The sequence below is a fragment of the Rhizobium sp. KNZ14-9A genome, assembly GCF_056755015.1.
Map to the genome: position 1 here is coordinate 3,634,025 of NZ_JBPGXB010000002.1, position 20,890 is coordinate 3,654,914.

At 58.9% G+C, this 20,890-nt stretch carries 23 protein-coding genes, 1 tRNA gene and 1 pseudogene; 11 read left to right on the forward strand and 14 right to left on the reverse strand.

Features of this window, described 5'->3' with window-relative positions; genetic code table 11:
- The first annotated feature begins 77 nt into the window (after positions 1-77).
- Together upp and ACR9ZQ_RS24875 are read left to right on the forward strand one after the other, a co-directional pair.
- Entirely contained in the window at positions 78-707 is a 630-nt protein-coding gene (upp, locus tag ACR9ZQ_RS24870) for a uracil phosphoribosyltransferase (RefSeq protein ID WP_183887651.1), read from the forward strand.
- A gap of 125 nt (positions 708-832) precedes the next feature.
- The gene (locus ACR9ZQ_RS24875) at positions 833-1,402 is read left to right on the forward strand and encodes a TIGR02281 family clan AA aspartic protease (protein ID WP_310379766.1); all 570 of its coding nucleotides are present in this window, start codon (positions 833-835) and stop codon (positions 1,400-1,402) included.
- A gap of 12 nt (positions 1,403-1,414) precedes the next feature.
- On the opposite strand, the gene deoA is transcribed toward ACR9ZQ_RS24875, so the two are convergent.
- From deoA to ACR9ZQ_RS24920, 9 genes are all read right to left on the reverse strand, one after another.
- The gene (gene deoA / locus ACR9ZQ_RS24880) at positions 1,415-2,722 is read right to left on the reverse strand and encodes a thymidine phosphorylase (protein WP_481428961.1); all 1,308 of its coding nucleotides are present in this window, start codon (positions 2,720-2,722) and stop codon (positions 1,415-1,417) included.
- A 1-nt stretch (position 2,723) separates the two neighbouring features.
- Entirely contained in the window at positions 2,724-3,500 is a 777-nt protein-coding gene (gene deoC, locus ACR9ZQ_RS24885) for a deoxyribose-phosphate aldolase (RefSeq protein ID WP_310379769.1), read from the reverse strand.
- 21 nt (positions 3,501-3,521) lie between these two features.
- Complete coding sequence (locus tag ACR9ZQ_RS24890; RefSeq protein WP_310379771.1) at positions 3,522-4,316, reverse strand: purine-nucleoside phosphorylase; 795 nt, start codon at positions 4,314-4,316, stop codon at positions 3,522-3,524.
- A complete protein-coding gene (locus ACR9ZQ_RS24895) occupies positions 4,313-4,702 on the reverse strand; it encodes a cytidine deaminase (protein ID WP_113181347.1) in 390 nt (129 codons plus the stop codon). Before ACR9ZQ_RS24895 ends, ACR9ZQ_RS24890 begins: the two co-directional genes overlap by 4 nt.
- A gap of 1 nt (position 4,703) precedes the next feature.
- Positions 4,704-5,675 (reverse strand): ABC transporter permease, encoded by a 972-nt coding sequence (locus tag ACR9ZQ_RS24900; RefSeq protein ID WP_310379774.1) that lies wholly within the window; start codon positions 5,673-5,675, stop codon positions 4,704-4,706.
- Positions 5,676-5,685: 10 nt separating this feature from the next.
- Positions 5,686-6,789 carry an ABC transporter permease gene (locus ACR9ZQ_RS24905; RefSeq protein WP_310379775.1) on the reverse strand — a complete coding sequence of 368 codons (1,104 nt, stop codon included), beginning with the start codon at positions 6,787-6,789 and terminating at the stop codon, positions 5,686-5,688.
- Between the two features lie 7 nt (positions 6,790-6,796).
- Positions 6,797-8,308: an ABC transporter ATP-binding protein gene (locus ACR9ZQ_RS24910; protein ID WP_310379777.1), complete on the reverse strand. Its 1,512-nt coding sequence runs from the start codon at positions 8,306-8,308 to the stop codon at positions 6,797-6,799.
- A gap of 72 nt (positions 8,309-8,380) precedes the next feature.
- On the reverse strand, positions 8,381-9,373 hold the full coding sequence (locus ACR9ZQ_RS24915) for a BMP family lipoprotein (RefSeq protein ID WP_113320553.1): 993 nt from the start codon (positions 9,371-9,373) through the stop codon (positions 8,381-8,383).
- A 321-nt stretch (positions 9,374-9,694) separates the two neighbouring features.
- Positions 9,695-10,012 (reverse strand): hypothetical protein, encoded by a 318-nt coding sequence (locus ACR9ZQ_RS24920; protein WP_113320552.1) that lies wholly within the window; start codon positions 10,010-10,012, stop codon positions 9,695-9,697.
- 228 nt (positions 10,013-10,240) lie between these two features.
- Between ACR9ZQ_RS24920 and ACR9ZQ_RS24925 the strand changes: the two genes are divergently transcribed.
- Positions 10,241-10,330, forward strand: a tRNA-Ser gene (locus tag ACR9ZQ_RS24925).
- Positions 10,331-10,602: 272 nt separating this feature from the next.
- Here the strand turns inward: ACR9ZQ_RS24925 and ACR9ZQ_RS24930 are convergent.
- Positions 10,603-11,193 (reverse strand): hypothetical protein, encoded by a 591-nt coding sequence (locus ACR9ZQ_RS24930; protein ID WP_481428962.1) that lies wholly within the window; start codon positions 11,191-11,193, stop codon positions 10,603-10,605.
- Between the two features lie 194 nt (positions 11,194-11,387).
- Between ACR9ZQ_RS24930 and ACR9ZQ_RS24935 the strand changes: the two are divergent.
- Both ACR9ZQ_RS24935 and ACR9ZQ_RS24940 read left to right on the forward strand, forming a co-directional pair.
- Positions 11,388-11,591 (forward strand): annotated as a pseudogene (locus tag ACR9ZQ_RS24935) (hypothetical protein); the annotation flags it as partial.
- Between the two features lie 23 nt (positions 11,592-11,614).
- Positions 11,615-11,842, forward strand: a complete 228-nt coding sequence (locus tag ACR9ZQ_RS24940; RefSeq protein WP_310380113.1) for a hypothetical protein — start codon at positions 11,615-11,617, stop codon at positions 11,840-11,842.
- A gap of 86 nt (positions 11,843-11,928) precedes the next feature.
- Here the strand turns inward: ACR9ZQ_RS24940 and ACR9ZQ_RS24945 are convergent, their stop codons facing one another.
- The gene (locus ACR9ZQ_RS24945) at positions 11,929-12,090 is read right to left on the reverse strand and encodes a hypothetical protein (protein WP_481428963.1); all 162 of its coding nucleotides are present in this window, start codon (positions 12,088-12,090) and stop codon (positions 11,929-11,931) included.
- A gap of 297 nt (positions 12,091-12,387) precedes the next feature.
- Here ACR9ZQ_RS24945 and ACR9ZQ_RS24950 point away from each other — a divergent pair, with 297 nt between their 5' ends.
- The 5 genes from ACR9ZQ_RS24950 (at position 12,388) to ACR9ZQ_RS24970 (ending at position 16,347) form a co-directional block, all read left to right on the forward strand.
- Positions 12,388-13,026 carry an FkbM family methyltransferase gene (locus ACR9ZQ_RS24950; protein WP_310379784.1) on the forward strand — a complete coding sequence of 213 codons (639 nt, stop codon included), beginning with the start codon at positions 12,388-12,390 and terminating at the stop codon, positions 13,024-13,026.
- Between the two features lie 568 nt (positions 13,027-13,594).
- Complete coding sequence (locus tag ACR9ZQ_RS24955) at positions 13,595-13,945, forward strand: transposase (RefSeq protein ID WP_082935752.1); 351 nt, start codon at positions 13,595-13,597, stop codon at positions 13,943-13,945.
- Entirely contained in the window at positions 13,942-14,286 is a 345-nt protein-coding gene (gene tnpB, locus ACR9ZQ_RS24960; RefSeq protein ID WP_003592504.1) for an IS66 family insertion sequence element accessory protein TnpB, read from the forward strand. Before ACR9ZQ_RS24955 ends, tnpB begins: the two co-directional genes overlap by 4 nt.
- A 74-nt stretch (positions 14,287-14,360) precedes the next feature.
- Positions 14,361-15,953, forward strand: a complete 1,593-nt coding sequence (locus tag ACR9ZQ_RS24965) for an IS66-like element ISRle3 family transposase (protein ID WP_016737534.1) — start codon at positions 14,361-14,363, stop codon at positions 15,951-15,953.
- A gap of 130 nt (positions 15,954-16,083) precedes the next feature.
- On the forward strand, positions 16,084-16,347 hold the full coding sequence (locus tag ACR9ZQ_RS24970) for a DUF982 domain-containing protein (RefSeq protein WP_310379786.1): 264 nt from the start codon (positions 16,084-16,086) through the stop codon (positions 16,345-16,347).
- A 141-nt stretch (positions 16,348-16,488) separates the two neighbouring features.
- On the opposite strand, the gene ACR9ZQ_RS24975 is transcribed toward ACR9ZQ_RS24970, so the two are convergent.
- The gene (locus ACR9ZQ_RS24975; protein ID WP_310379788.1) at positions 16,489-17,046 is read right to left on the reverse strand and encodes a hypothetical protein; all 558 of its coding nucleotides are present in this window, start codon (positions 17,044-17,046) and stop codon (positions 16,489-16,491) included.
- Positions 17,047-17,307: 261 nt separating this feature from the next.
- Between ACR9ZQ_RS24975 and ACR9ZQ_RS24980 the strand changes: the two genes are divergently transcribed.
- Positions 17,308-17,445, forward strand: a complete 138-nt coding sequence (locus tag ACR9ZQ_RS24980; RefSeq protein ID WP_310379791.1) for a hypothetical protein — start codon at positions 17,308-17,310, stop codon at positions 17,443-17,445.
- A 261-nt stretch (positions 17,446-17,706) separates the two neighbouring features.
- Here the strand turns inward: ACR9ZQ_RS24980 and ACR9ZQ_RS24985 are convergent, their stop codons facing one another.
- Both ACR9ZQ_RS24985 and ACR9ZQ_RS24990 read right to left on the reverse strand, forming a co-directional pair.
- Positions 17,707-20,373: a CHC2 zinc finger domain-containing protein gene (locus ACR9ZQ_RS24985; RefSeq protein WP_310379793.1), complete on the reverse strand. Its 2,667-nt coding sequence runs from the start codon at positions 20,371-20,373 to the stop codon at positions 17,707-17,709.
- A 14-nt stretch (positions 20,374-20,387) separates the two neighbouring features.
- A complete protein-coding gene (locus tag ACR9ZQ_RS24990) occupies positions 20,388-20,597 on the reverse strand; it encodes a helix-turn-helix transcriptional regulator (RefSeq protein ID WP_162747914.1) in 210 nt (69 codons plus the stop codon).
- Positions 20,598-20,890: the final 293 nt, after the last annotated feature.

Sequence of the window (20,890 nt, forward strand, 5' to 3'; positions counted from 1 at the left end):
TCGCCTCCGCTCTTGCAGAGGAGACGATTTCCATGAAAGAAACAGCCGATAAGAACAAAGAATTGGAAGGTTTCCCTATGGACGGCGTCACAGTCATCGATCATCCGCTCGTGCAGCACAAACTCACCATCATGCGGCGCAAGGAAACCTCGACAGGCAGCTTCCGCCGGCTGTTGCGCGAGATCTCGACATTGCTTTGTTATGAGGTCACCCGCGATCTGGAGCTGACGATGGAGACGATCGAAACGCCGATCCAGCAGATGCAGTCGCCGATCCTCGAAGGCAAGAAGCTGGTTTTCGCCTCCATCCTGCGCGCCGGCAACGGTCTTCTGGAAGGCATGCTCGATCTCGTGCCGTCCGCCCGTGTTTCCCATATCGGCGTCTATCGCGACCATGAAACGCTGCAGCCCGTCGAATATTACTTCAAGGCGCCCGAGGATGTCGCCGAGCGCCTGATCATCGTGGTCGACCCGATGCTTGCGACCGGCAACTCCTCGATTGCGGCCATCGACAAGCTGAAGGAGCGCGGAGCACACAATATCCGCTTCCTCTGCCTGCTGGCCGCTCCCGAGGGTATCAAGAACTTCCGTACCGCCCACCCCGACGTTCCGGTCTTCACGGCGGCGATCGACAGCCATCTGAACGAGAAGGGCTATATCGTGCCCGGTCTCGGCGATGCCGGCGACCGGATGTACGGCACCAAATAGTTTCAGCTTCCTTTACCAATTCGAAAACCTTCCAAGGCCCGGCGGTTCGTTCCGGGCCTTTTTTGTGTCGCCGTTAGCAACTTTTCAGCACTTATGGCTTAGCTGCTTGAAGCGTGAGGTCCCGCATGAGGCGGGGTTTATACAGGAAGGATTTCTGTTTCATGCTCATGCGTACCGTCATATTTGCCAGCATCGCGGCTGCGCTGGCGACACAAGTGCCTTCTCTGCTCACCCGCACGACGCAGCAGCCCGGCAATACGATCTCCGCAAATTTCGTCTCGACCGAAGATAGTGCACCCGATACGTCGGCCACGATCGCCGATGGCGGCATGATCCGCCTGCAGGCCGATGCTCAGGGCCACTATACCGGCAATTTCAGGATCAACGGCAAGCCGGTACAGGGGCTGATCGATACCGGCGCCACCTATGTCGCGCTGAACGAAAGCCTCGCCCGCAGGCTCGGCTTTTCCGGCAACCAACTCGATTTCCGCTATGCCGTCAATACGGCAAACGGCCAGACCAAGGCAGCGCATGTGATGCTCGACCGCGTGGAAATCGGCGGCATTCGCGTTCGCAGCGTCGAAGCCTTCGTGCTGAAGGACGAGGCGCTGAGCGGCACGCTGGTCGGCATGAGCTTCCTGCAGAAGCTTGCCTCCTACTCCGTCGCCGACGGCTCACTCAGCCTCAAGCAGTAGAGCCTTTCCTGATCAGATACGGCCGGCGATGACAGGGGGAAGTTCCGGCTTCTCGTCGGCAATGCGATAGTTTGCGGCAAGTGCGACGACGGCCCCTTCGGCCGAAGCCTCGTCGGCAGCGTGAACGAGCGCTATCGGATCGCCCTCATTCACACGCGTTCCAAGCGGCAGCAGACCGGTGAAGCCGACACTGTGGTCGATCCTGTCAGCCGGATGGCGTCGCCCGCCGCCAAGGTCGATCACGCTCACGCCCACATCGCGGGCGTCGCAGGCCGCGAGCCAGCCGGTGCGCGATGCCGCAACAGGCCGCTCGATCGGTGCCTTACGCAGATAGGCATCCGGCCGTTCCAGAAGATCGGCCGGGCCGCCGAGCATATGCACCATGCGCGCGAAGATCTCCGCAGCCTTGCCGGAAGAGAGAGCATCCTGTGCCCTGCCCTCCGCCTCCATAAGCGAGCCCGCAATACCCGACTGCACGAGCATCTCGGCGGCAAAGGCAAGCACCACGGTTTCAAGGCGGGTACCGGTCTTTCGACCTGCCAGGAAATCGAGGCAGTTGCGCACTTCCACGGCATTGCCGGCGCTATCGGCAAGCGGCTGGTTCATGTCCGTGATCAGCGCAGATGTCTTCACGCCCGCGCCATTTGCTACTTCGACCAGCGAATGCGCCAGCACGATTGCCTGCTCCGGATCGGCCATGAAGGCGCCGTTACCTGTCTTGACGTCGAGCACCAATGTCTGAAGGCCGGCTGCAAGCTTCTTCGACAGGATCGAGGCGGTTATCAGCGGGATGGAATCGACGGTCGCCGTCACATCGCGCACGGCATAGAGCCGGCCATCGGCCGGCGCCAAGGCACCCGTCGGGCCGATGATGGCGCAGCCGACCTCCTTCACCACTTTGCGGAAGAGAGCGGCATCCGGGTTGATCGTATAGCCCGGAATGGATTCGAGCTTGTCCAGCGTTCCCCCGGTATGACCGAGGCCGCGGCCGGAAATCATCGGCACGGCCAGACCGCAGGCGGCAGCGATCGGGGCGAGCACCAGCGAGACGTTGTCGCCCACTCCCCCGGTCGAATGCTTGTCCGCGACTGGCCGATCGATGCCCTCCCAGGAGAGCATGTCGCCGGAGCGCGCCATGGCAAGCGTCAGCGCGACGGTCTCGGTGCGTGACATGCCCTTGAACCAGACCGCCATGGCAAAGGCGCCGATTTGGCCTTCCGACAGATTGCCGGCAGCCAGGGCTGCGATAAAGGCGTCGATATCATCGGTCGGCAGTTCGGCGCCGTTGCGCTTCTGGCGGATGATCTCCTGCGGGATCATCTCAATAGCTCGAGGCTGCCGCCGGCTTCGGCTCCGTGCCGCTGAGCACGGAGAGGATATTGTCGAGCAGGCCGGAGGCACCGAAACGGAACGTGGAGGGCATCGCCCAGTCCGGCGTCATGATGGTTTCCGCAAGGCTCAGATAAAGGGCAGCATCCGCAACGGTCGATATGCCGCCAGCCGGCTTGAAACCCACCTTGCGGCCGCTCTCTCTGATCGCGCGGATCATGATGTCGGCTGCTTCCAGCGTCGCGTTGACGGCAACTTTGCCGGTAGAGGTCTTGATGAAATCGGCGCCCGCTTCGATCGCCAGTTCCGAGGCACGGCGGATGAGGGCGGCATCCTTCAGCTCGCCGGTCTCGATGATGACCTTCAGGAGCACGGGTGCAACGCACTCGGCGCGCACGGCCGCGACCATATCGGTAACGGCCTTCTCGTTGCCTGCCATCAGCTTGCGATAGGGGATGACGAGATCGATCTCATCGGCGCCATCGGCGATCGCCTCACGCGTTTCGGCGGCGACATCAGCGATTTCCATGTCGCCGGAGGGAAAATTGACGACGGTCGCGATACGGACCGGGTGGCCCTTGCCGAGCAGGATGCGGGCATGGGCGACGAAACGCGGCCAGATGCAGATTGCGGCACTGTTGCCATAGGGTGTCTGCGCGCGGGCGCAAAGCGTATCGATCTGCTCCTGGGTGCAGTCGTCCTTCAGATTGGTAAGATCGAGAAGGGAAAGGGCGACAGCTGCCGTTTCGCGGCTGGAATGGCTATTCATATTCGCTTCCTCCACCGGCAATCAGTTTCCGGCAATCATTTCTTTGAGTATAGCGGCAAGACGGGCACCGCCAACCGGCGCCATGTCCTTGGTTTCCTCGTGGCTGAGCTCGTCTCCGGTCATGCCAGCCCCATAGTTGGTGATTACGGAGGCAGCCGCAACCCTCAAGCCCAGCATTCTTGCAATGATGACTTCAGGCACAGTCGACATGCCGACTGCATCGGCACCGAGAACACGGGCCATGCGGATTTCGGCCGGCGTCTCGAAGCTTGGGCCCGAGAACCACATGTAGACGCCGCTTGCGAGCGGGATATCAAGCGTCTTTGCTGCATCTCGCATGGCAGCCGAAAGCTCGGCGTCATAAGCATTGGTCATGCCGACGAAACGGTGGTCGCTCTCTTGCCCGATCAGCGGATTCATGCCGGAATAATTGATGTGATCGGCAATCTGCATGACCGAACCGGGCGGTATGTCCTCTTTCAGCGAACCCGCCGAATTGGTGAGAATCAGGGCCTCGACGCCGAGCGCCTGCAGAACCTCGATCGGCAGGCGCATGGCGTTGGCATCGCCCTTTTCATAATAGTGAACACGGCCGGAGAGCATGATGACCGGCACCGAGCCGAGATGACCGGCGACGACCTCTCCGGCATGGCCGGAGACGGCGCTGACCGGAAAACCCGGCAGATCCTTGTAGGGAATACGCACGACATCGGTGAGCTCACTGACCAGCGAGCCGAGGCCCGAGCCGAGCACGATGCCGTAGCGCGGTTTGAGCCCGCCGAGCAGAGCCGCGAGCAGATCGATGGTCGCGATCATCCGAGTTCCGTCTCAAAACTGAAGGGAAGAAGCTCTTCCATGGTCATGGTCTTCTTCACGCCGGCTTCGTCGCAAAGATAGATCTTCGTGTCCTTGGAGGCGAATTCCGAGATCTTCTGCCGGCAGCCGCCGCAGGGCGGGCAGAGCGGCAGTTTTTCGGCGATGACGGCCATTTCGACGATCTTCTTGGCGCCACCCATGATCATGGCGCTGATTGCCGTCGGCTCGGCGCACCAGCCCTGCGGGAAGGAGAGGTTTTCGATATTGGCGCCGGTATAGACTTTGCCATCCTCGGCGCGGATTGCCGCGCCGACGGGAAACTTGGAATAAGGAGCATGCGCGAAGGCCATGGCGCCGCGGGCGGCTTCGAACAGGTCGTGAGACATATCAACGCTCCTTCACATAGGGCACGCCGCCGGCCTTCGGCGGAATTGCAACGCCGATGAAGCCGGCGAGCAGAACACAGGTCAGGATATAGGGCAGAGCCTGGAAAACCTGTACCGGTACTTCGCCGATCAGCGGCACCTGTTTGCCCTGCATGAAATTCGCCAGCGCATCGAGGAAGCCGAAAAGCAGGCAGGCGAACATGACAGGCACCGGCCTCCACTTGGCGAAGACGAGAGCGGCGAGCGCGATATAGCCCTTGCCCGCCGACATGTCCTTGATGAAGGCAGCCGATTGGGCGATCGCCAGGTAGGTGCCGGCAAAGCCGCAGAGGATGCCGGCGCACATGACGGCGCGGTAACGCAGCCAGGAGACGGAAATGCCTGCCGTATCCACCGCTCCCGGATTTTCACCGACGGCGCGAAGACGCAGGCCAAAACGCGTGCGGTAGAGCACCCACCAGGAGAAGGGCACGGCGAGGAAGGCAAGGTAGGTGAGGATATTGTTGCCGGAGATCACGCCGGCATAGAGCGGGCCGATGATCGGCACCTCACGGATGGCATCGGCACCGGGGAGTATGATCGGCGCGAAACGGGCGTCGGGTGCCAGTTGCGGTGTGCGGCCGCCCTGCCCGAACCAGGCCTGGCCGAGCACGATGGTGATACCGGCGATGAAGAAGTTGATGGCGACCCCCGAGATGATCTGGTTGCCGCGATTGGTGATCGAGGCAAAGCCATGCACGAGGCTCAACGCCACCGAGCAGACCACGCCGGCACCGAGGCCTGCCCAGGCCGAGCCGGTGAGATAGGCGATGCAGGCGGCGGCGAAGGCCGAGCCCAGCATCTTGCCTTCTAGACCGATGTCGAAAATGCCGGCGCGCTCGGAAAACAGGCCGGCAAGTGCGGTGAAGATCAGCGGAATGGAGAGCCGGATCGTCGAGCTCAGAACATTGATGAAAACTTCATAATATTCCATCGTCTGTTCCTCAGGCTCGCTTGAACTGCTGGTAGATGAGCGCCATCGCCGGGCGGAACATATATTCCAGCGCGCCGGCAAACAGGATCACCAGACCCTGAATGACAAGGATCATCTCGCGGGTGATGTTGGGCATTTCGAAAGAAATCCAGTCGCCGCCCTGATAAAGGACGCCGAAAAGGATCGCGGCGAAGATAATACCGAGCGGGTGGTTTCGTCCCATCAGCGATACGGCGATGCCGACGAAGCCAGCGCCACCGACGAATTCCACCTGCAGACGGGCCGACGAGCCCATGACCGGGTTCAGCGCCATCATGCCGGCAAGCGCGCCAGAGAGCAGCATGGCGATGATGATGGTGCGCGCATGGGGCGTGCCGGCATAGGCGGCAGCTGTCGGGCTGATGCCCAGCGTGCGCATGTCAAAGCCGAGCTTGCTGCGCCAGACCAGCACCCAGACGAACCAGGCGGCAAACAGCGCGATGATGAAGGAGACGTTGAACGGGGCCGCACCGAGCTTGGCTCCGAACATCGTCATGACCCAGCCGAGCTTCGGAAGTTGTCCGCCTTCGAGGAAGGTGCGGGTTTCCGGCGCCATCTTGCCCGGCACGATCAGCACGTGCACCAGCAGATAGACCATGAGGGCGGCGGCGATATAATTGAACATGATCGTCGTGATGACGATGTGGCTGCCGCGCTTGGCCTGAAGAAAGGCGGGAATGAAGGCCCAGGCAGCGCCGAAAAGGCCGGCGCCGATAACGGCGATCGGCATCGTCACATACCAGGGCACATAATTGTCGAGCGCCAGCGCCACCAGCGCACAGCCAAGGCCGCCGATATAGGCCTGGCCTTCCGAGCCGATGTTGAAGAGGCCGGCATGGATGGCGACGGCAACCGAAAGGCCGGTGAAGATGAAGCTCGTTGCGTAATAGAGCGTGAAGCCGATGCCCTCGCCGCTGCCGAAGGCACCTTCGATGAGCAGCGAAAGCGCCGCCAGCGGGCTCTCGCCGATCAGCCAGACGACGAAGCCGGAGATCAGGAAGGCGACGATCAGATTCAATAGAGGGATCAGACCGTAATTGATCCATCTCGGTAGTGTTACGGAAGCAGTGCTCATCGAGGCCTCACGCGGCAATGCCGGCCATCATCAGGCCGAGGGTCTGTTCACCGGCATCGGGCGTCTTCTCGCCGACGACGTGGCCGGCGAACATGACAAGGATACGGTCTGAAAGGGCGCGGATTTCGTCGAGCTCGACGGAAACGAGCAGGATGGCCTTGCCCGCATCGCGCATCTCGATAATCCGGCGATGGATGAATTCGATGGCGCCGATATCGACGCCGCGGGTCGGCTGGCCGATGATCAGCATCTTCGGATCGCGCTCGATCTCGCGGGCGACGACGATCTTCTGCTGGTTGCCGCCGGAAAAATTCGCCGTCTTCAGCCGCGGGTTCGGCGGGCGAATATCGTATTTCTCGATCTTCTCCATGGCATCCTTGCGGATGGCTTCGAGATCGAGCAGCGGGCCACGACTGTAGGCCGGCCGGCGGTGATAACCGAGCACGGCATTTTCATATTCTTCGAATTTCAGGACGAGGCCCATATGGTGGCGGTCTTCGGGAATATGGGCGAGGCCAAGCTCGCGAAGACGGGCCGGATCGGCCTTGTCGATGGCCTGGCCGTCGAGCAGGATTTCGCCGGAGGCGGGCTTGCGGATGCCGGCGATCGCTTCCAGCAGTTCCGACTGGCCATTGCCGGCGACACCGGCAATGCCGACGATCTCGCCGGCGCGGACATCGAAGGAGACGTTGTCGACCATAGTCACGCCTCTGTTGTCCTTGACCGTCAGGTTGCGGACGGAAAGCATGACATCGGCAGGCTTTGCCTCGCCCTTCTGGACGCGCAGCAGAACACGGCGGCCAACCATGAGTTCGGCAAGCTCTTCGACCGTGGTCTCGCTGGTCTTGCGGGTGGCGACCATCTCGCCGCGGCGCATGACGGAGACAGTGTCGGTGATCGCCATGATCTCGCGCAGCTTGTGGGTGATGAGGACAACGGTCTTGCCCTCGTCGCGCAGCACGCCGAGGATGCGGAACAGGTGATCGGCCTCGGCCGGGGTCAGTACACCCGTCGGCTCATCGAGGATCAGGATCTCGGCGCCGCGATACATGGCTTTCAGGATTTCAACACGCTGCTGCAGGCCGACCGGGAGCTGCTCGATCAGCGCGTCCGGGTTGACCTCCAGGCCGTACTCGGTTTCCAGCCGCTTGAGTTCGGCGCGGGCCGATGCCACGCCCTTGGCCAGCAGCGCGCCGCCTTCGGCACCGAGCATGATGTTTTCGAGGACGGTGAAATTATCGACCAGCATGAAATGCTGGTGCACCATGCCGATGCCGGCAGCGATGGCCGCCTGGCTGTCCCTGATGGTGATGGGCTGGCCGTTGACGCGGATCTCGCCGCTGTCGGCCTGGTAAAAACCGTAGATGATGGACATCAGGGTCGATTTGCCAGCGCCGTTTTCCCCGATAATGCCATGGATCGAACCCTTGGCAACGGTCAGGTTGATGTCCTTGTTGGCGTGAACGGCGCCGAATTTCTTGTCGATGCCGACAAGTTCGATAGCAGGCTGGTCTGTCACAGCAGGCTCCAAATAAGAAAAGGGCGTATGGCGAAAATCCTTGTCCGCCATACGCCCGATCTCAGTTACGACTCACTTCGGGCAGGCGTTGTCCGTGGTGTAATCGTGGACCTTGACGGTGCCAGCAATGATGTCGGCCCTGGCCTTGTCGACGGCGGCCTGCATTTCCGGCGTGATCAGCGACTTGTTGTTCTCGTCCATCGCGGCGGCAACGCCGTCTTCCTTGACGCCGAGAGACTGGACGCCAGCCGTGAACTTGTCGTTCTTGGTGTCATTATAGGCGTTGTAGACGGCGAGATCGACGCGCTTGACCATCGAGGTCAGGACCGAACCCGGATGCAGGTGGTTCTGGTTGGAATCGACGCCGATCGACAGCTTCTTGTTGTCGGCTGCTGTCTGCAGAACGCCGAGACCGGTCGCACCGGCTGCTGCGTAAACGACGTCTGCGCCCTGGTCGATCTGGTTCTTGGCAAGCTCGCCGCCGCGAACCGGGTCGTTCCAGGCAGCACCGGTCGTGCCGGTCATGTTCTGGAAGACTTCGACGTCGGCCTTGACGGCGCGTGCGCCCTGCTCATAGCCGCATTCGAACTTGCGGATCAGCGGAATGTCCATGCCGCCGACGAAACCGACCTTGCCGGTCTTGGACGCCATGCCGGCGAGAACGCCGACGAGGTAGGAGCCTTCTTCTTCCTTGTAGAGGACGGAACGGACGTTCGGCTTGTCGACGACGGAGTCAACGATGATAAACTTGGTATCCGGGAATTCAGCGGCAACCTTCTCGACAGCCGAGGTCCAGGCGAAGGAAACGGCAACAACCGGGTTGAAGCCGCGGCTTGCGAAGTTGCGGATGGCCTGCTCGCCCTGGGTGTCGCCGGTCGGCTCGAAATCGCGATAGGCGATGCCGGTTTCCTTCTTGAACTTTTCAGCGCCGTTAAAGGCAGCTTCGTTGAAGGATTTATCGAACTTCCCTCCGGTGCCGTAAACGAGAGCCGGCTTGATGTCGGCGGCAAGCGCCGTCGTCGACATCGCTGCCACGGCAAGGAGGGTGAGAAGGGATTTTTTCATGAGTTTGCAGCCCTGTTGTTGCTATTTGTTTGGGGTCCTCCCGCAAGCCTTTTTCAGGCATGTCTGCGGAACCACCGACCTCCCCCCGGAGGCCTGGCTGCGTGCATCCTTGCATGGCTCAGCGAAAAATTCACCAGAAATTTTTCGGTTGGTAAAGATTTGCCATTATTGCCGAAAATCAGTCCTTTGGTGCTGAATTCTGGGCAAATCGACTGCTAAAATGCGAATTTTCTAACCAATGCCTTGGCGTCATCGGCACCATTATCTTCCCGTTCTGGTAGCTGCCGATTGCGCTCATCCACACCCTCCGGCCCCTGTTTGTCAGGCGGTAAAACGGCCTGCCACCGGCGGCTTCTTGTAGCCGATCATCCACAGCAGCAGCGACAGCACCAGAAGCACGGCAAAGGCCGGCTGCAGCATGAGCCATTGGAAGATGAAAGCGTAGAAACGCGGATGGACGTAATAGGAAACGGAGGACTGGAGCGCGACAAGCGTCGAGGGGCTGACATCCTCCCATGCATCCGACATCGGAGTCATGATCACTTGCGAGGATGCGACGGACTGGATCGAATCGATGGTACCGGCAATGACCGCAACTGCCAGCGCAAACAGACTGGCAAGACGCAACAAGAAACGCATCGATTCCTCCGACGACGGATAGGCCTGATTATACGGCGAGCCGCGCCATTCTCCACTCAGACCTAGAGATAGGTTGGCAACGGAGACGGCGCAATGGACGGCATTGCGCGTAGTTTTATCGGAAGAAGTCAAAAAACTGTTAGATTTGGGTTGATCGGTGAAAAATCATCGGTATATATCGCGCCGTTCCGACGATTTGCATCCTCTGCGGATGCGAACACCCAATAAGGACAGGTGGCCGAGTGGTTTAAGGCGCACGCCTGGAACGCGTGTGTACGTGAAAGCGTACCGTGGGTTCGAATCCCACCTTGTCCGCCATTTATCTCTTCTATGCCGCTGTTTTTGCATTGATATTCTAGGGCATGCCTATCTCGTCCCCACTTTGCTACGGGTGTTGGAGCGAACAAGGGTGAATTTGTGAAATCGTATCGCCTGCGCCATTGTCGCTGCTTTCGACTCTCGCAAATGAACGGCACCGGCAAACCTTCTGCTAAAGGATGATCCGGCGCAAAATGACTCCTTCCGGTTTTTTTGAGACTGCCGCCAGACCTAACCTCAAATTGGCGATTGAGGAGGACGACGATTATCGCCTAGCCGTGAATGCAATCCTGAGCGTGGATGCGTTTTACGGCATACTCTTTGAGTATCTGAAAGATACCAGTCACCTGATCATAGACGCGGTCCTGTCGCAGCCTTCGGACTCGCCGCGCGTTGCTCCGCAGCTCGCTTCTTTCTGATTTCCTCACGGAGGCGATCAAGTTCCTCAATCGCGTGGTCGATCTCATCTTCGCCCCGATCGATCTGCAAACGTTGCCCCAGCAACTGGGACGCGCCACTTGCAATGAGCCCCTGACAATGCGCCTATATGCGAGCTTTCTGCCGGCCCAGAAGGTATCACCATAATCGATAAGTTCGCGCTCCAGGTGGATCGCTGAAGCCAATGTAGCTGGCGAGGGCAGCCTGCCCGCGGCATCTCGATAATCGACAGCAGAATTCACGACATCAGCGCATTGGGAAAGAAGTTCCTCAGGCCTTCCGGCGCGGCGTACCACGCGGATAATATTCGCAGCGAGTTGGAGGAGCGCAGCATTAACCTGCTGCTGCGCATCGTTCGTCTCGATCTGCTGCGAAGTGTTCTGTGCGACAACAGACAGTTTTGGTTTCTCGGATTGACCAGTCATAGAGATTGCCGGTTTCCTGCATTCAGACCAGCATCGGACGTTGGGCGTGCATTGGCAAGTTATGCTTTAGAACACACGTCGAACCCAGAAATGAGGGAGCCGTGCCAGTTTCCGAGGATGTGAGCCAACACTAGTTTGATTGACATGCACGCGAGCAATGCCACTGTGTCGACGAACGCGAATTGGAGCCCGCCATGACCCCCGCTCGTTTCACCGAATGCCTTCTGCACATTCGCTGGACGCCAATCAATCTTGCTAGCGCGTTGCAATGCGATCTCTCATGGGTGGAAGCACTGGAAGCTGGGAGCGTCGAAGTGCCCGCCGGATTAGCTGCATGGCTGGAGACGCTTGCTCAGTGCCATGAGGCAACCCCAATTCCTACGACCTATCGCGGGCGGGACACGAGTGAAAGGAGAAGTGGATGGCAAAAGTCACTGTTTATCGCGCCAGAACCTACGACGTCACACATGACGAATATGAGCTTTCCAGCCGATACTGGACGCTTGAAAGCGCGGATAGTGCGAAACTCACGATTGATGAGACCCCAGCAGTTGACGTCGACGAAGCCGATGTGAGCCCCGAGGGATGTACCGATCGGGATTACGGCCCCAATCGACTTGGTGGTTTCCAGACAACCGTCCGTTCGTGAAAGCAGGCGACGATCTGCGGTGACCGAAGAATATCAGCCGAAATACAAATAGCGGGAGACGTGGCCTGGAGAAGGCAAGCAGGATTTCACAGGCTATGACGGGGGAAGACACCGTCGGCCGCATCCGGCTCGATGCTTTTGCAGTCTCGCGGACCGATCACGCCGGCGATGGCGCGGCGCTTTCCGTGCCCAAACCGATCGACAGACGGCTGTAAAAACAGCGAAAGTTCTGCGTCCATGTCTGTCATCGGCACCTCCAATCAAAGGTGCCAATCTCAAACCAAACTTGCCTCAATCTGCCAATGTAGTGCTAGCCACACCTGTAGCGCCCAAGAACTATTGACAGAATCATGGATATTCATACCTTGGCTCGACAAATTTGCTCAAGCGTGCCGATGATCACGTGTTGTCACAGCAAGCTAGCAGCAACCATGGCCGCTAATTTTAATCTAACTTCGGTGAAGTGATGAAAAAATAGTAATGATGCGGCACCACCTCCTTACAGACAACAAGCAACGCAAATAAAATATGCGAGTCTAGCGAAGATGTATTACGGCCTGAACGGTTTGGATGCGAAGATTGAAAAGTATGTCCCATATAATGATGGATTTTATGTGGAGTTAGGTGCGAATGATGGGGTTGATCAGTCCAACACTTTATATTTCGAGCGCCATAGAAACTGGAGGGGCGTATTAGTTGAACCGACACCTCATAACTATCTAAAGTGCCTTGCTAATCGAGCAGCTTATAATCATATTTTTTGCAATGCGTGCGTTTCATTTGATTACAAGGATCGCTTTGTCGAGATGGCATTTGCAAACCTTATGTCCGCTCCAATTGGACTTGAGTCTGATATAGCGGACCCAATGGCTCACGCTGAAATTGGGAAACAATTTTTAGCAAGCACTGATAGGATTTTCACATTTGGTGCAGTCGCTAAACCTTTGAACGAGCTTTTAATCACGTCTAACGCACCTAAAGAAATTGATCTCTTGTCTTTAGATGTAGAGGGCGCAGAAATAGAGGTTCTTAAGGGAATAGATCATGAGGTTTTCAGGTTCAAACATATGTGTATTGAGTGCAGGGATATTGCAAAGCTAACGATTTACTTGAATTCAATGGGATACGGGTTACAGGAACAGCTAAGTCCGCACGATTTTATGTTTGTGAATAAAGCTTCTTAATGGTTTCAGTTTCGACTGAAAGGATGTTTTTTATCCGAACCGCCGCGAGGCACGAACGGCTCGAAGAATGACCACTCTTGATCTGACATTAAACACCGGATCATGACTGCTCCTAGAAAGCAGTGTTGAATCACTTTCTTGCCGAGTTGGGAAGCTCTCATGTAAGAGCTTCCTCGACGCCCCTGGGGGGTCGAGGAAGGTCTAATCGGAAAGTCCGCGATGAAAGCCCCTTCGAGGTGGCAACCGAGGAGGCCCGGTCAGCACGAGGGATCGGGCCTCTGCCTTTTGCGAAATCTCCGACATTTTACGGATATCTTTCGGCCCCGGCTGTCACTGTCCAGCGGTGCGCCGAGCATGGCCGGTTACCACGGCGTAGGCATCGCGCCTCGGCCAGCGTAACGCGGAAAATAGCGCTGGCCGAAAGCATCGAAATGACGGCGCAACAAGGGGTAAGCGACAAGCTGACCCCATCTGGCGTCAGTAGCGTTGGCCGCTGTATTGCGGACAGACGATTCACAAACTGTGAGCTTCTATGTCTGCGCCTAGCTCTGGAACTAGAAACTTCCATATGATCGAGGCTGTTCCGGAACGGCTTGAGGGCGCCCCACGGCAATTTCGGCGCCGCTGGTCCGATGATTTTAAAGCGCGGGCTGTGGCTGAGGCAATGGAGCCCGGCGCAAGCGTCTCGGCCATTGCGCATCGCATCGGCATACATCCCTCGCAGCTATTTGGCTGGCGTCGTGATGCTCGTGACGGACAACGATCCTCCTCGCAAGATCGGGCTGGTCAGACGGAGACTGGGACGATTGGCACACGTGCGATGATCGAGCTTATCATCGGCGACGTCGTTATCCGGGCCGACGCAGATATCGGCGAAGCACACCTGCAGCGGGTGATCCGAGCGGTGCGGTCGGCATGATCCCGTCCGGCGTGAAGGTCTTTCTTGCGAGCCATCCCATCGACTTCCGAAAGGGGCCGGACAGCTTGCTTTCGCTGGTACGGGATGCTGGCAGTGATCCGTTCAACGGTGCACTTTATGTCTTTCGGGCCAAGAGAGCAGACCGAGTCAAGATCGTGTGGTGGGATGGCTCCGGCGTTTGCCTCTATGCGAAGCGGCTGGAAAAAGCCCAGTTCTGCTGGCCCCGGATCGGCCATCATCGCGTCCAGCTCAATCATGCCCAGCTTCTGGCTTTAGTCGACGGAATGGACTGGAAGCGGGTTCGATCCACGCCGGTGAAGCCTCCCGAGATTGTTGGGTAAAACCGCTGCGGCGAAGTGAATCAGGTCCCTGAAAGCATGGGCGGAGCGCGGCAAAATATGCTCTGATCATACCCATGACGCGGCCCGAGATTGAGCTCCCGGATGATGTAGAGGCTCTCAAAGCCATGGTTCTTGCTATGGCCGCAAAAGCAGCCCGCGTCGAGGCTTTGGAGAAGCAGGTTGACGATCTAGAGGCCCGCAACGCGGACGCCGATGAGCGCATCGAGCGGCTGACGCAGATCCTGAAGGCTTTCGATCGCGCCCGATTTGGCCGACGCTCGGAAAGGCTTGCATCATCCACCGTCGATGACGAGCAGCATGCCTTTGTCTTCGAAGAGATCGAGACCGGCATTGCGACGATCAAGGCTCAGGTCACGAAAGGCCGCGGTAGCGCGGACAGCAAACGCGCTCCGCGGCCACGCAAGGGCTTTGCGCCTCATCTTGAGCGCGTCGAGGTCGTGATCGAACCGGAAGAGCTTCCAGAACATGCAGGTAAGACCAAAATCCTGATTGGAGAAGACGTCTCCGAGCGGCTGGATGTCGTGGCAGCGAAGTTCCGTGTCATCGTCACCCGCCGGCCGAAGTATGCCTTTAGGAACGAGGATGGTGTCGTCCAGGCGGCGGCTCCGGCACATATCATCGAAGGTGGCATTCCGACGGAAGCACTTCTGGCCCAGATCGCCGTTTCCAAATATGCCGACGGGCTGCCACTCTATCGCCAGGAAGCCATCTACGCACGCGACAAGGTCGAACTCGACCGCAAGCTGATGGCTCAATGGATGGGCAAGCTGGGGTTCGAGCTCAATATCCTCGCCGACTACATCCTCGATGAGATCAAGAAGGCCGAACGGATCTTTGCCGACGAAACGACCTTGCCCACACTTGCACCTGGTTCCGGATCAGCGAAGACGGCATGGCTATGGGCGTATGCCAGGGATGACCGGACTTTTGGGGGCAGCGGTCCACCGATGGTAGCCTATCGCTTCGAGGACAGTCGAGCCACCGAGTGTGTCGCACGACACCTGAGCGGCTATCGTGGAATCCTGCAGGTCGACGGATATGCCGCTTATAACAAGCTCGTCCGGAAAGATGGAGGCAATGACAGCGCCATCCTGGCCGGCTGTTGGTCGCACAGCCGGAGAAAGTTCTACGAGTTGCATGTCGCAAAGAGCTCGAAGGTCGCTACAGACACCGTCGAGCGTATGGCGAGGTTATGGGAGATCGAGGAGCGTGTGCGCGGCCAAAGCCCTGAAGCTCGTGTCGCTGCACGCCAGGAGATCTCCGCAGCGATCGTCCGTGACCTCTTCACTCTCTGGCAGGCGACCCTGCCACGGGTCTCTGGAAAATCCAAACTCGCCGAAGCTCTGCGGTATGCCATCTCGCGTCGAGACATCTTCGAGCGCTTCCTGACCGACGGCCGCATCGAACTCGACTCCAACATAGTCGAGCGAGCAATCAGACCCCAAGCGATCACGAGAAAAAATAGTCTATTCGCTGGAAGCGACGGTGGCGGCCGGACTTGGGCGACCATCGCGACGCTCCTGCAAACGGCAAAGATGAATGCAGTCGATCCGCAAGCTTGGTTGACCCAGACGCTTGAGCGCCTTGCGAATGGATGGCCCAGCAGTGAAATCGACGCGCTCATGCCATGGAACTACGCCGCCTGAACGGCCCCGGCTTGTCGCTTACAACAAGGGTTGCGGCATGTCACACGTTTTTCACGCGACAGTGTACAACCCTACGATTAGGTTCTCACTTAAAACGTGTTCGCGGGCCGTATCGCTGGAGTACTGCGTAATGAAACTCGACACCTCGACCGAATTTGATCAAGTTATTCTCATCTTCCAGGATTCCGGCCGGCGCTTGACCGTTAGAACTGTCCAGGAGGCTGCCAACGCTTTGATGAAAGATTGGCCGTCGGACGATGGTGAGGAGTTTTTATCTGCGGTGAAAGCCTGTCTCGACGTTATGACCGGAAAAGCCAATAGCAGGGAGCTTCGAAGCGCTATCCTCCGAGCAGCTAACGAAGCTGGCGTGGCCTCGGTCGCCGTACTTCACTGAAATCTTCGCACGTATCGCGCCGCTCGTCGGCCGAACCGCATGGTCGCTTTTATCCGCGAAGCGATCGAAGAATATATTGCAGCGTCGCGTCGCTTCAGAATCGAATATGTAGGCGTAGCTGGCGACTCTAAGCGGCTCGATTTAGAACCCTTCTTCCATATTACAAACATAGACGCTGTGATCGCCGTGGTCGGTGATCCACCCGCGGTCATCTATCTGCTCGCTCTCTCCACTTCCCGAACGCACTTTAAGGTCTCTGCCTGTGCGCAGCAGGATATTGTCATGGAGTGTGGTTGCTTTTTCCGGGAAGGAAAAGCGGTAGTAATATGGTGACATACAGCCACCTCCAACCTCGCGGGCATAGATCGGCAAGCTGAACTGATTGTAGCGACTACCAAAGAATTCTCCGACGACGGCTACATCGATAGGCGGCATGTTTCCCGGAGTGCAAGCACTCGAAATCTTGCTCTCCATAGCCTTCAGACTTGCCCTAACCGCGTCAGAGACTGGTATGGTGATGTTGATTGCGTTTTCATCAGCGTAATAAGCTATTGTGCCTTCGTTGAAAGCGCACTCAAGCGGGTCCGGAAAGACTTGCTCCGCCCATTTATCTGCAGCGACACGCGACGTGGGGAGAAGAGCGGTTGTTGACAGCAGCAACGTTGCGACAACGCCTTGAATGGTCGAATAAAGCAACATGATCAAATGCCCCAACCTTGGTTTCAAGCTACACGTTACGCGGTATTTTTCAACCGAGTTTCCACAAGCTCGATGTCACTCAACAATGATGATGGGGTGATGGGGGTCAGGATGCTGGCGGAAGTACGATTTCTGCCTTGCTGGGTGAATCCGGAGATGATGGGACGGTGGCGGGGTCCAGCCCAAACTTCACTCCGCAGAATAAAAGCGTGACCAAAATAAAAAAGGAAAAGCCAGCCGACCCCATGAGTACGCCAAAGCATGGTCAAGTCCGGCATCTTGCCTGCATCCGTTGTGGCGGATGTCGTGCGCGGCGCGGTTGCGAGGCTGGATACGACCGATCATTTCGGCGCGGGTGCGGCCGTGCGCCACTATTTCGAAAGCTGGCTGTCGAAGTAGATAATCTTCGCTGGGTGCATAGGATGCATAGGCAGTTTTCAACTGCTCTATAGGAAATGTCAGATTCAATGCCTGTCATGTCACAGTCTGACATTTCCCACACGGCGTATGGAAAATCCTATGCAAGTTATGCATCCTATGCAGAGAGGTATTTGAAAGTCCCTCATCAGAGCGGGATTCTGGTTGGCTGCCGCGATGAACATCCATTTCGACGAGAGCATCCGTGCGGCTTGGCGTTGTCACGTAGGCAGCGCCTTTGCCTCAGCTTTTCCCCGCGTTTTCGACCTTCCAAAGAGCCGCGTTCACGCGGTTTTTCCCCGCACTGACGATCATCTGGCCGTTGACGATCCGACCGCAGTGTTTGCGCAGGAAGCCGCTGAAACGCGCGGTATTCAGCCGCCCGCGCTCGATGAACTCTGACAGGGCATCAATCAGCCCCTCGTGCCGGCGGTTGCCGATCGGATCGAAGGCTCCCTCGTCCACCATCCTGGCAATGTCGGCCGCGACCCAGGGCTTGCCGGCCGGCAGGGCTGAAATGATCGCCGATGTTCGTTCCTTCTCCGGGTCGTTGTCCCGGATCTTTACCGCATTGCCGAGCGGATCGGGCAGGCCGAGCCAGACGAGCGCGGAGCGGACGAGGTTTGACCAGTGCTCGAAGGAGCCGAGCGCCGGCGAGACCTTGTCGGCCTCTTTGGCGACGAATGCCCGCAGGAGCGTCAAGGCTGATATGACGATCTCCACCCGCTGCCGGCGTGCGTCCTCGATGACGTCGCTCTCGAAGACGCGCTCTTCCGGCCGCTCGACGCCGGCATCGAGATTGATCAGCACAACGCGCCGCGTCAGGTCGCCGGCAAAGCGCAAGCCGTTGCCTGTGGCGCAGAACATGACCGCCGTTGCCGAATCCAGCGAGACGGTCTTGCCGAGCGGGCGAATATTGACTTCCTCCTGGGACAGGACCTGGCAAAGGTGATCGGAGCGGAGCGCCACCGACAGATTGTCTAGATTGATGAAACTGTCGCCCTGCAGGAGCCGCGACTCCAGGACCTTGCGCAGCTCGTTATCGTCGCCCGCATAGGAGTTGACCGCTGCGGCCCGGCCGGTCGCCAGAATGGCGGCAACGTCCACCAGCTTGGATTTGCCGGTGCCGGGCGCCGTCGCATTCACCCCGAACAGCGGCGCGGTTTTCAGGCTGGGGCGGATGATCGCCGTCAGGATCATGGCGAGCGCTGCCGATTCATCGACGCCGCTGACGAAGGGGAAGCTCGCGACAAGCTTCCTGATGCTTTCCAGCGCTGTCACGGCTGCTGCCCTGTCCGGGCATTCGGGGATTTCGGGCCATGTCTTGTCCGATTCGAAGAGGATGCCGGATTGCCGGTCGAAGCCCTTGATGTTGATGATGGTGCCATCGCTGCGCATCATCGGCAGGGACACGACCGCCCTGATCTGCGGGAAAGGCCATTCCCCGTGTCGGGCAATGACGGATCTGGCGACCAGCGCCGGGCAGGACACAGGCCTATGGCCGAGCGTCACTCTCGCGTCGGGTTTCAGCCAGCGTATGTGTTTCGTCAGTATTTCGGTCATCGCATCCTCATCGGCGGGGACCAGCACCGTCTTTTCCTTCCCCGCAATGCGGACGGCGCGAAACAGGACCGTGTCGCGGGCATAGAGCGGCGCGCCGGCCTCGATCGCCAAGCGGCAGGCATTCGTCACCGCTTCCGAAAGATCGGCTTCATCGAAGAGCAGCGTCGGCCGGTCGTCTCCCTCTCTGGCCGGTGGCGGCATGTCACGGACGACTGCTTTGCGCCGCGACGCGCGGCCGACGCGCTCGACCGTTACAGGCTTTTCGTCCTGTGCAGCCGGTAGCGCGAAGGGGCGCACCGTGGCCTGCATGAAGGCGTCGATCTCGGCTCGTGTCCATCCATCGTCCAGCGCATCGGCGCAATCCCAGCCGCGACCGGGATAGAGGCCCGCCCGCCAGTCTTCGACGCGATAGGTCTCACGCTCGCTTGCGGCACCGATATCGGCAAAGCCGACGAGCCGGACACGGGAGCCGAGGCTCGTCAGCTGCGCGGCGATTTCATTTGCCGCCGCCATGCCCGGGGGATCGAAATCCGGCCAGATGAGCACGTCGCGGCCTGATAGCGGCGACCAATCGGTGTGCTTGACGCCCTGCGTTCCGCCCGCCCAGGAAACGACCGCCCGCCCGCTCGATTCATGCAGCCTGTCGCGGCACTTCTCGCCCTCGACGATCAGCACCTGTCGGTCGCCGATATCCTGCAAACCATAGATCGGCCGGGGCTTCGGGAACGGGAAGCGGCACCATGTTTCGGTCCCGTCCGGCAGACGGACAAACATCACCATCGGCGTTTCCTTAGCCCCATCGGCGAGATCATGGCGCAGCACATAGCCTGATAGAGAGCCGTCGGCATTGCGATAGGGAAAGACCATCGAGGGCGCGAATGAGCCCCATTCGGAGCGCTCGCCCTTGCGCTTGGGATTGTAGAGCCGCACGCGCTGGCCGGCCCGCAACAGATCCGCCGGCGGCGGGATCGGCGTTACGCCCTCATAGGGATCAGGCGCCTCGACCGTTTTCGGCCGAAGGTTCGGCCGGCTGCTGACGCCGCCGCCGAGGATGCGGATGGCTTCGGGCAGATCGACGCCCTTCACCTCGCGCACGAAATCAAGCACATCGCCCTTCCTGCCGCAGCCGAAGCAATGGAAGCGCTCGATACCGTCATTGCCTGTGAAGATCGTGAAGGACGGGGTGTCTTCCGCATGGAAGGGGCAGCAGGTTTCAAGCTCCTGCCCGTTGCGATCGAGCTTGTAGCCGTGTTGCGAGACGGTCAAAGCAAGCGACACGTCACGGCGCAGACATGCGATATCGTTCACGTCCATCTTCGACGGCGTGTATTCAGGTATTCGGAGCATGGCATTGTCCCGTTTCAGACGGTGCGGTTGGCGGTTTCGGCCGGCGCCTTGATGTGGCTCTCGATGAAAGCCTGCAGATCCGCAGGGCGAAACAGCGTGCGCCTTCCGACCTTCACAAAGCCAAGCTGGCCGGCCCTCATCTGCCGGTAGAGGGTGGGGCGACTAAGGCCGGTCACCTCGATGACTTCCTTGAAACTAAGCAGGATTTTCGGGCTGGCTTCCACGGTTTCTCTCCAGGTCAGATTGTGTCTGACCGGATTCGTAGAGGCAGAAAGTTGAGCGAAAGAAATAGCGCGGAGTGCTTGATGGCCTCGAGGCAGCCTTGCGCTTTCGGGCCTCTCCGCTCGCTGCCTGACATGGCCTCATTGGCGATGTGGCTCCGCGCGTCGCCTGCATCATCCACTTCCTGAAGACACCAAAAATGGACCGCGCCTTTAAACATTGCGTGCTTTCAGGCCCGCGCCCGGTAAGGCTTGGCAAAGCAAAAGCCGATAACAAAGGGGCGTGGCGTGATCCG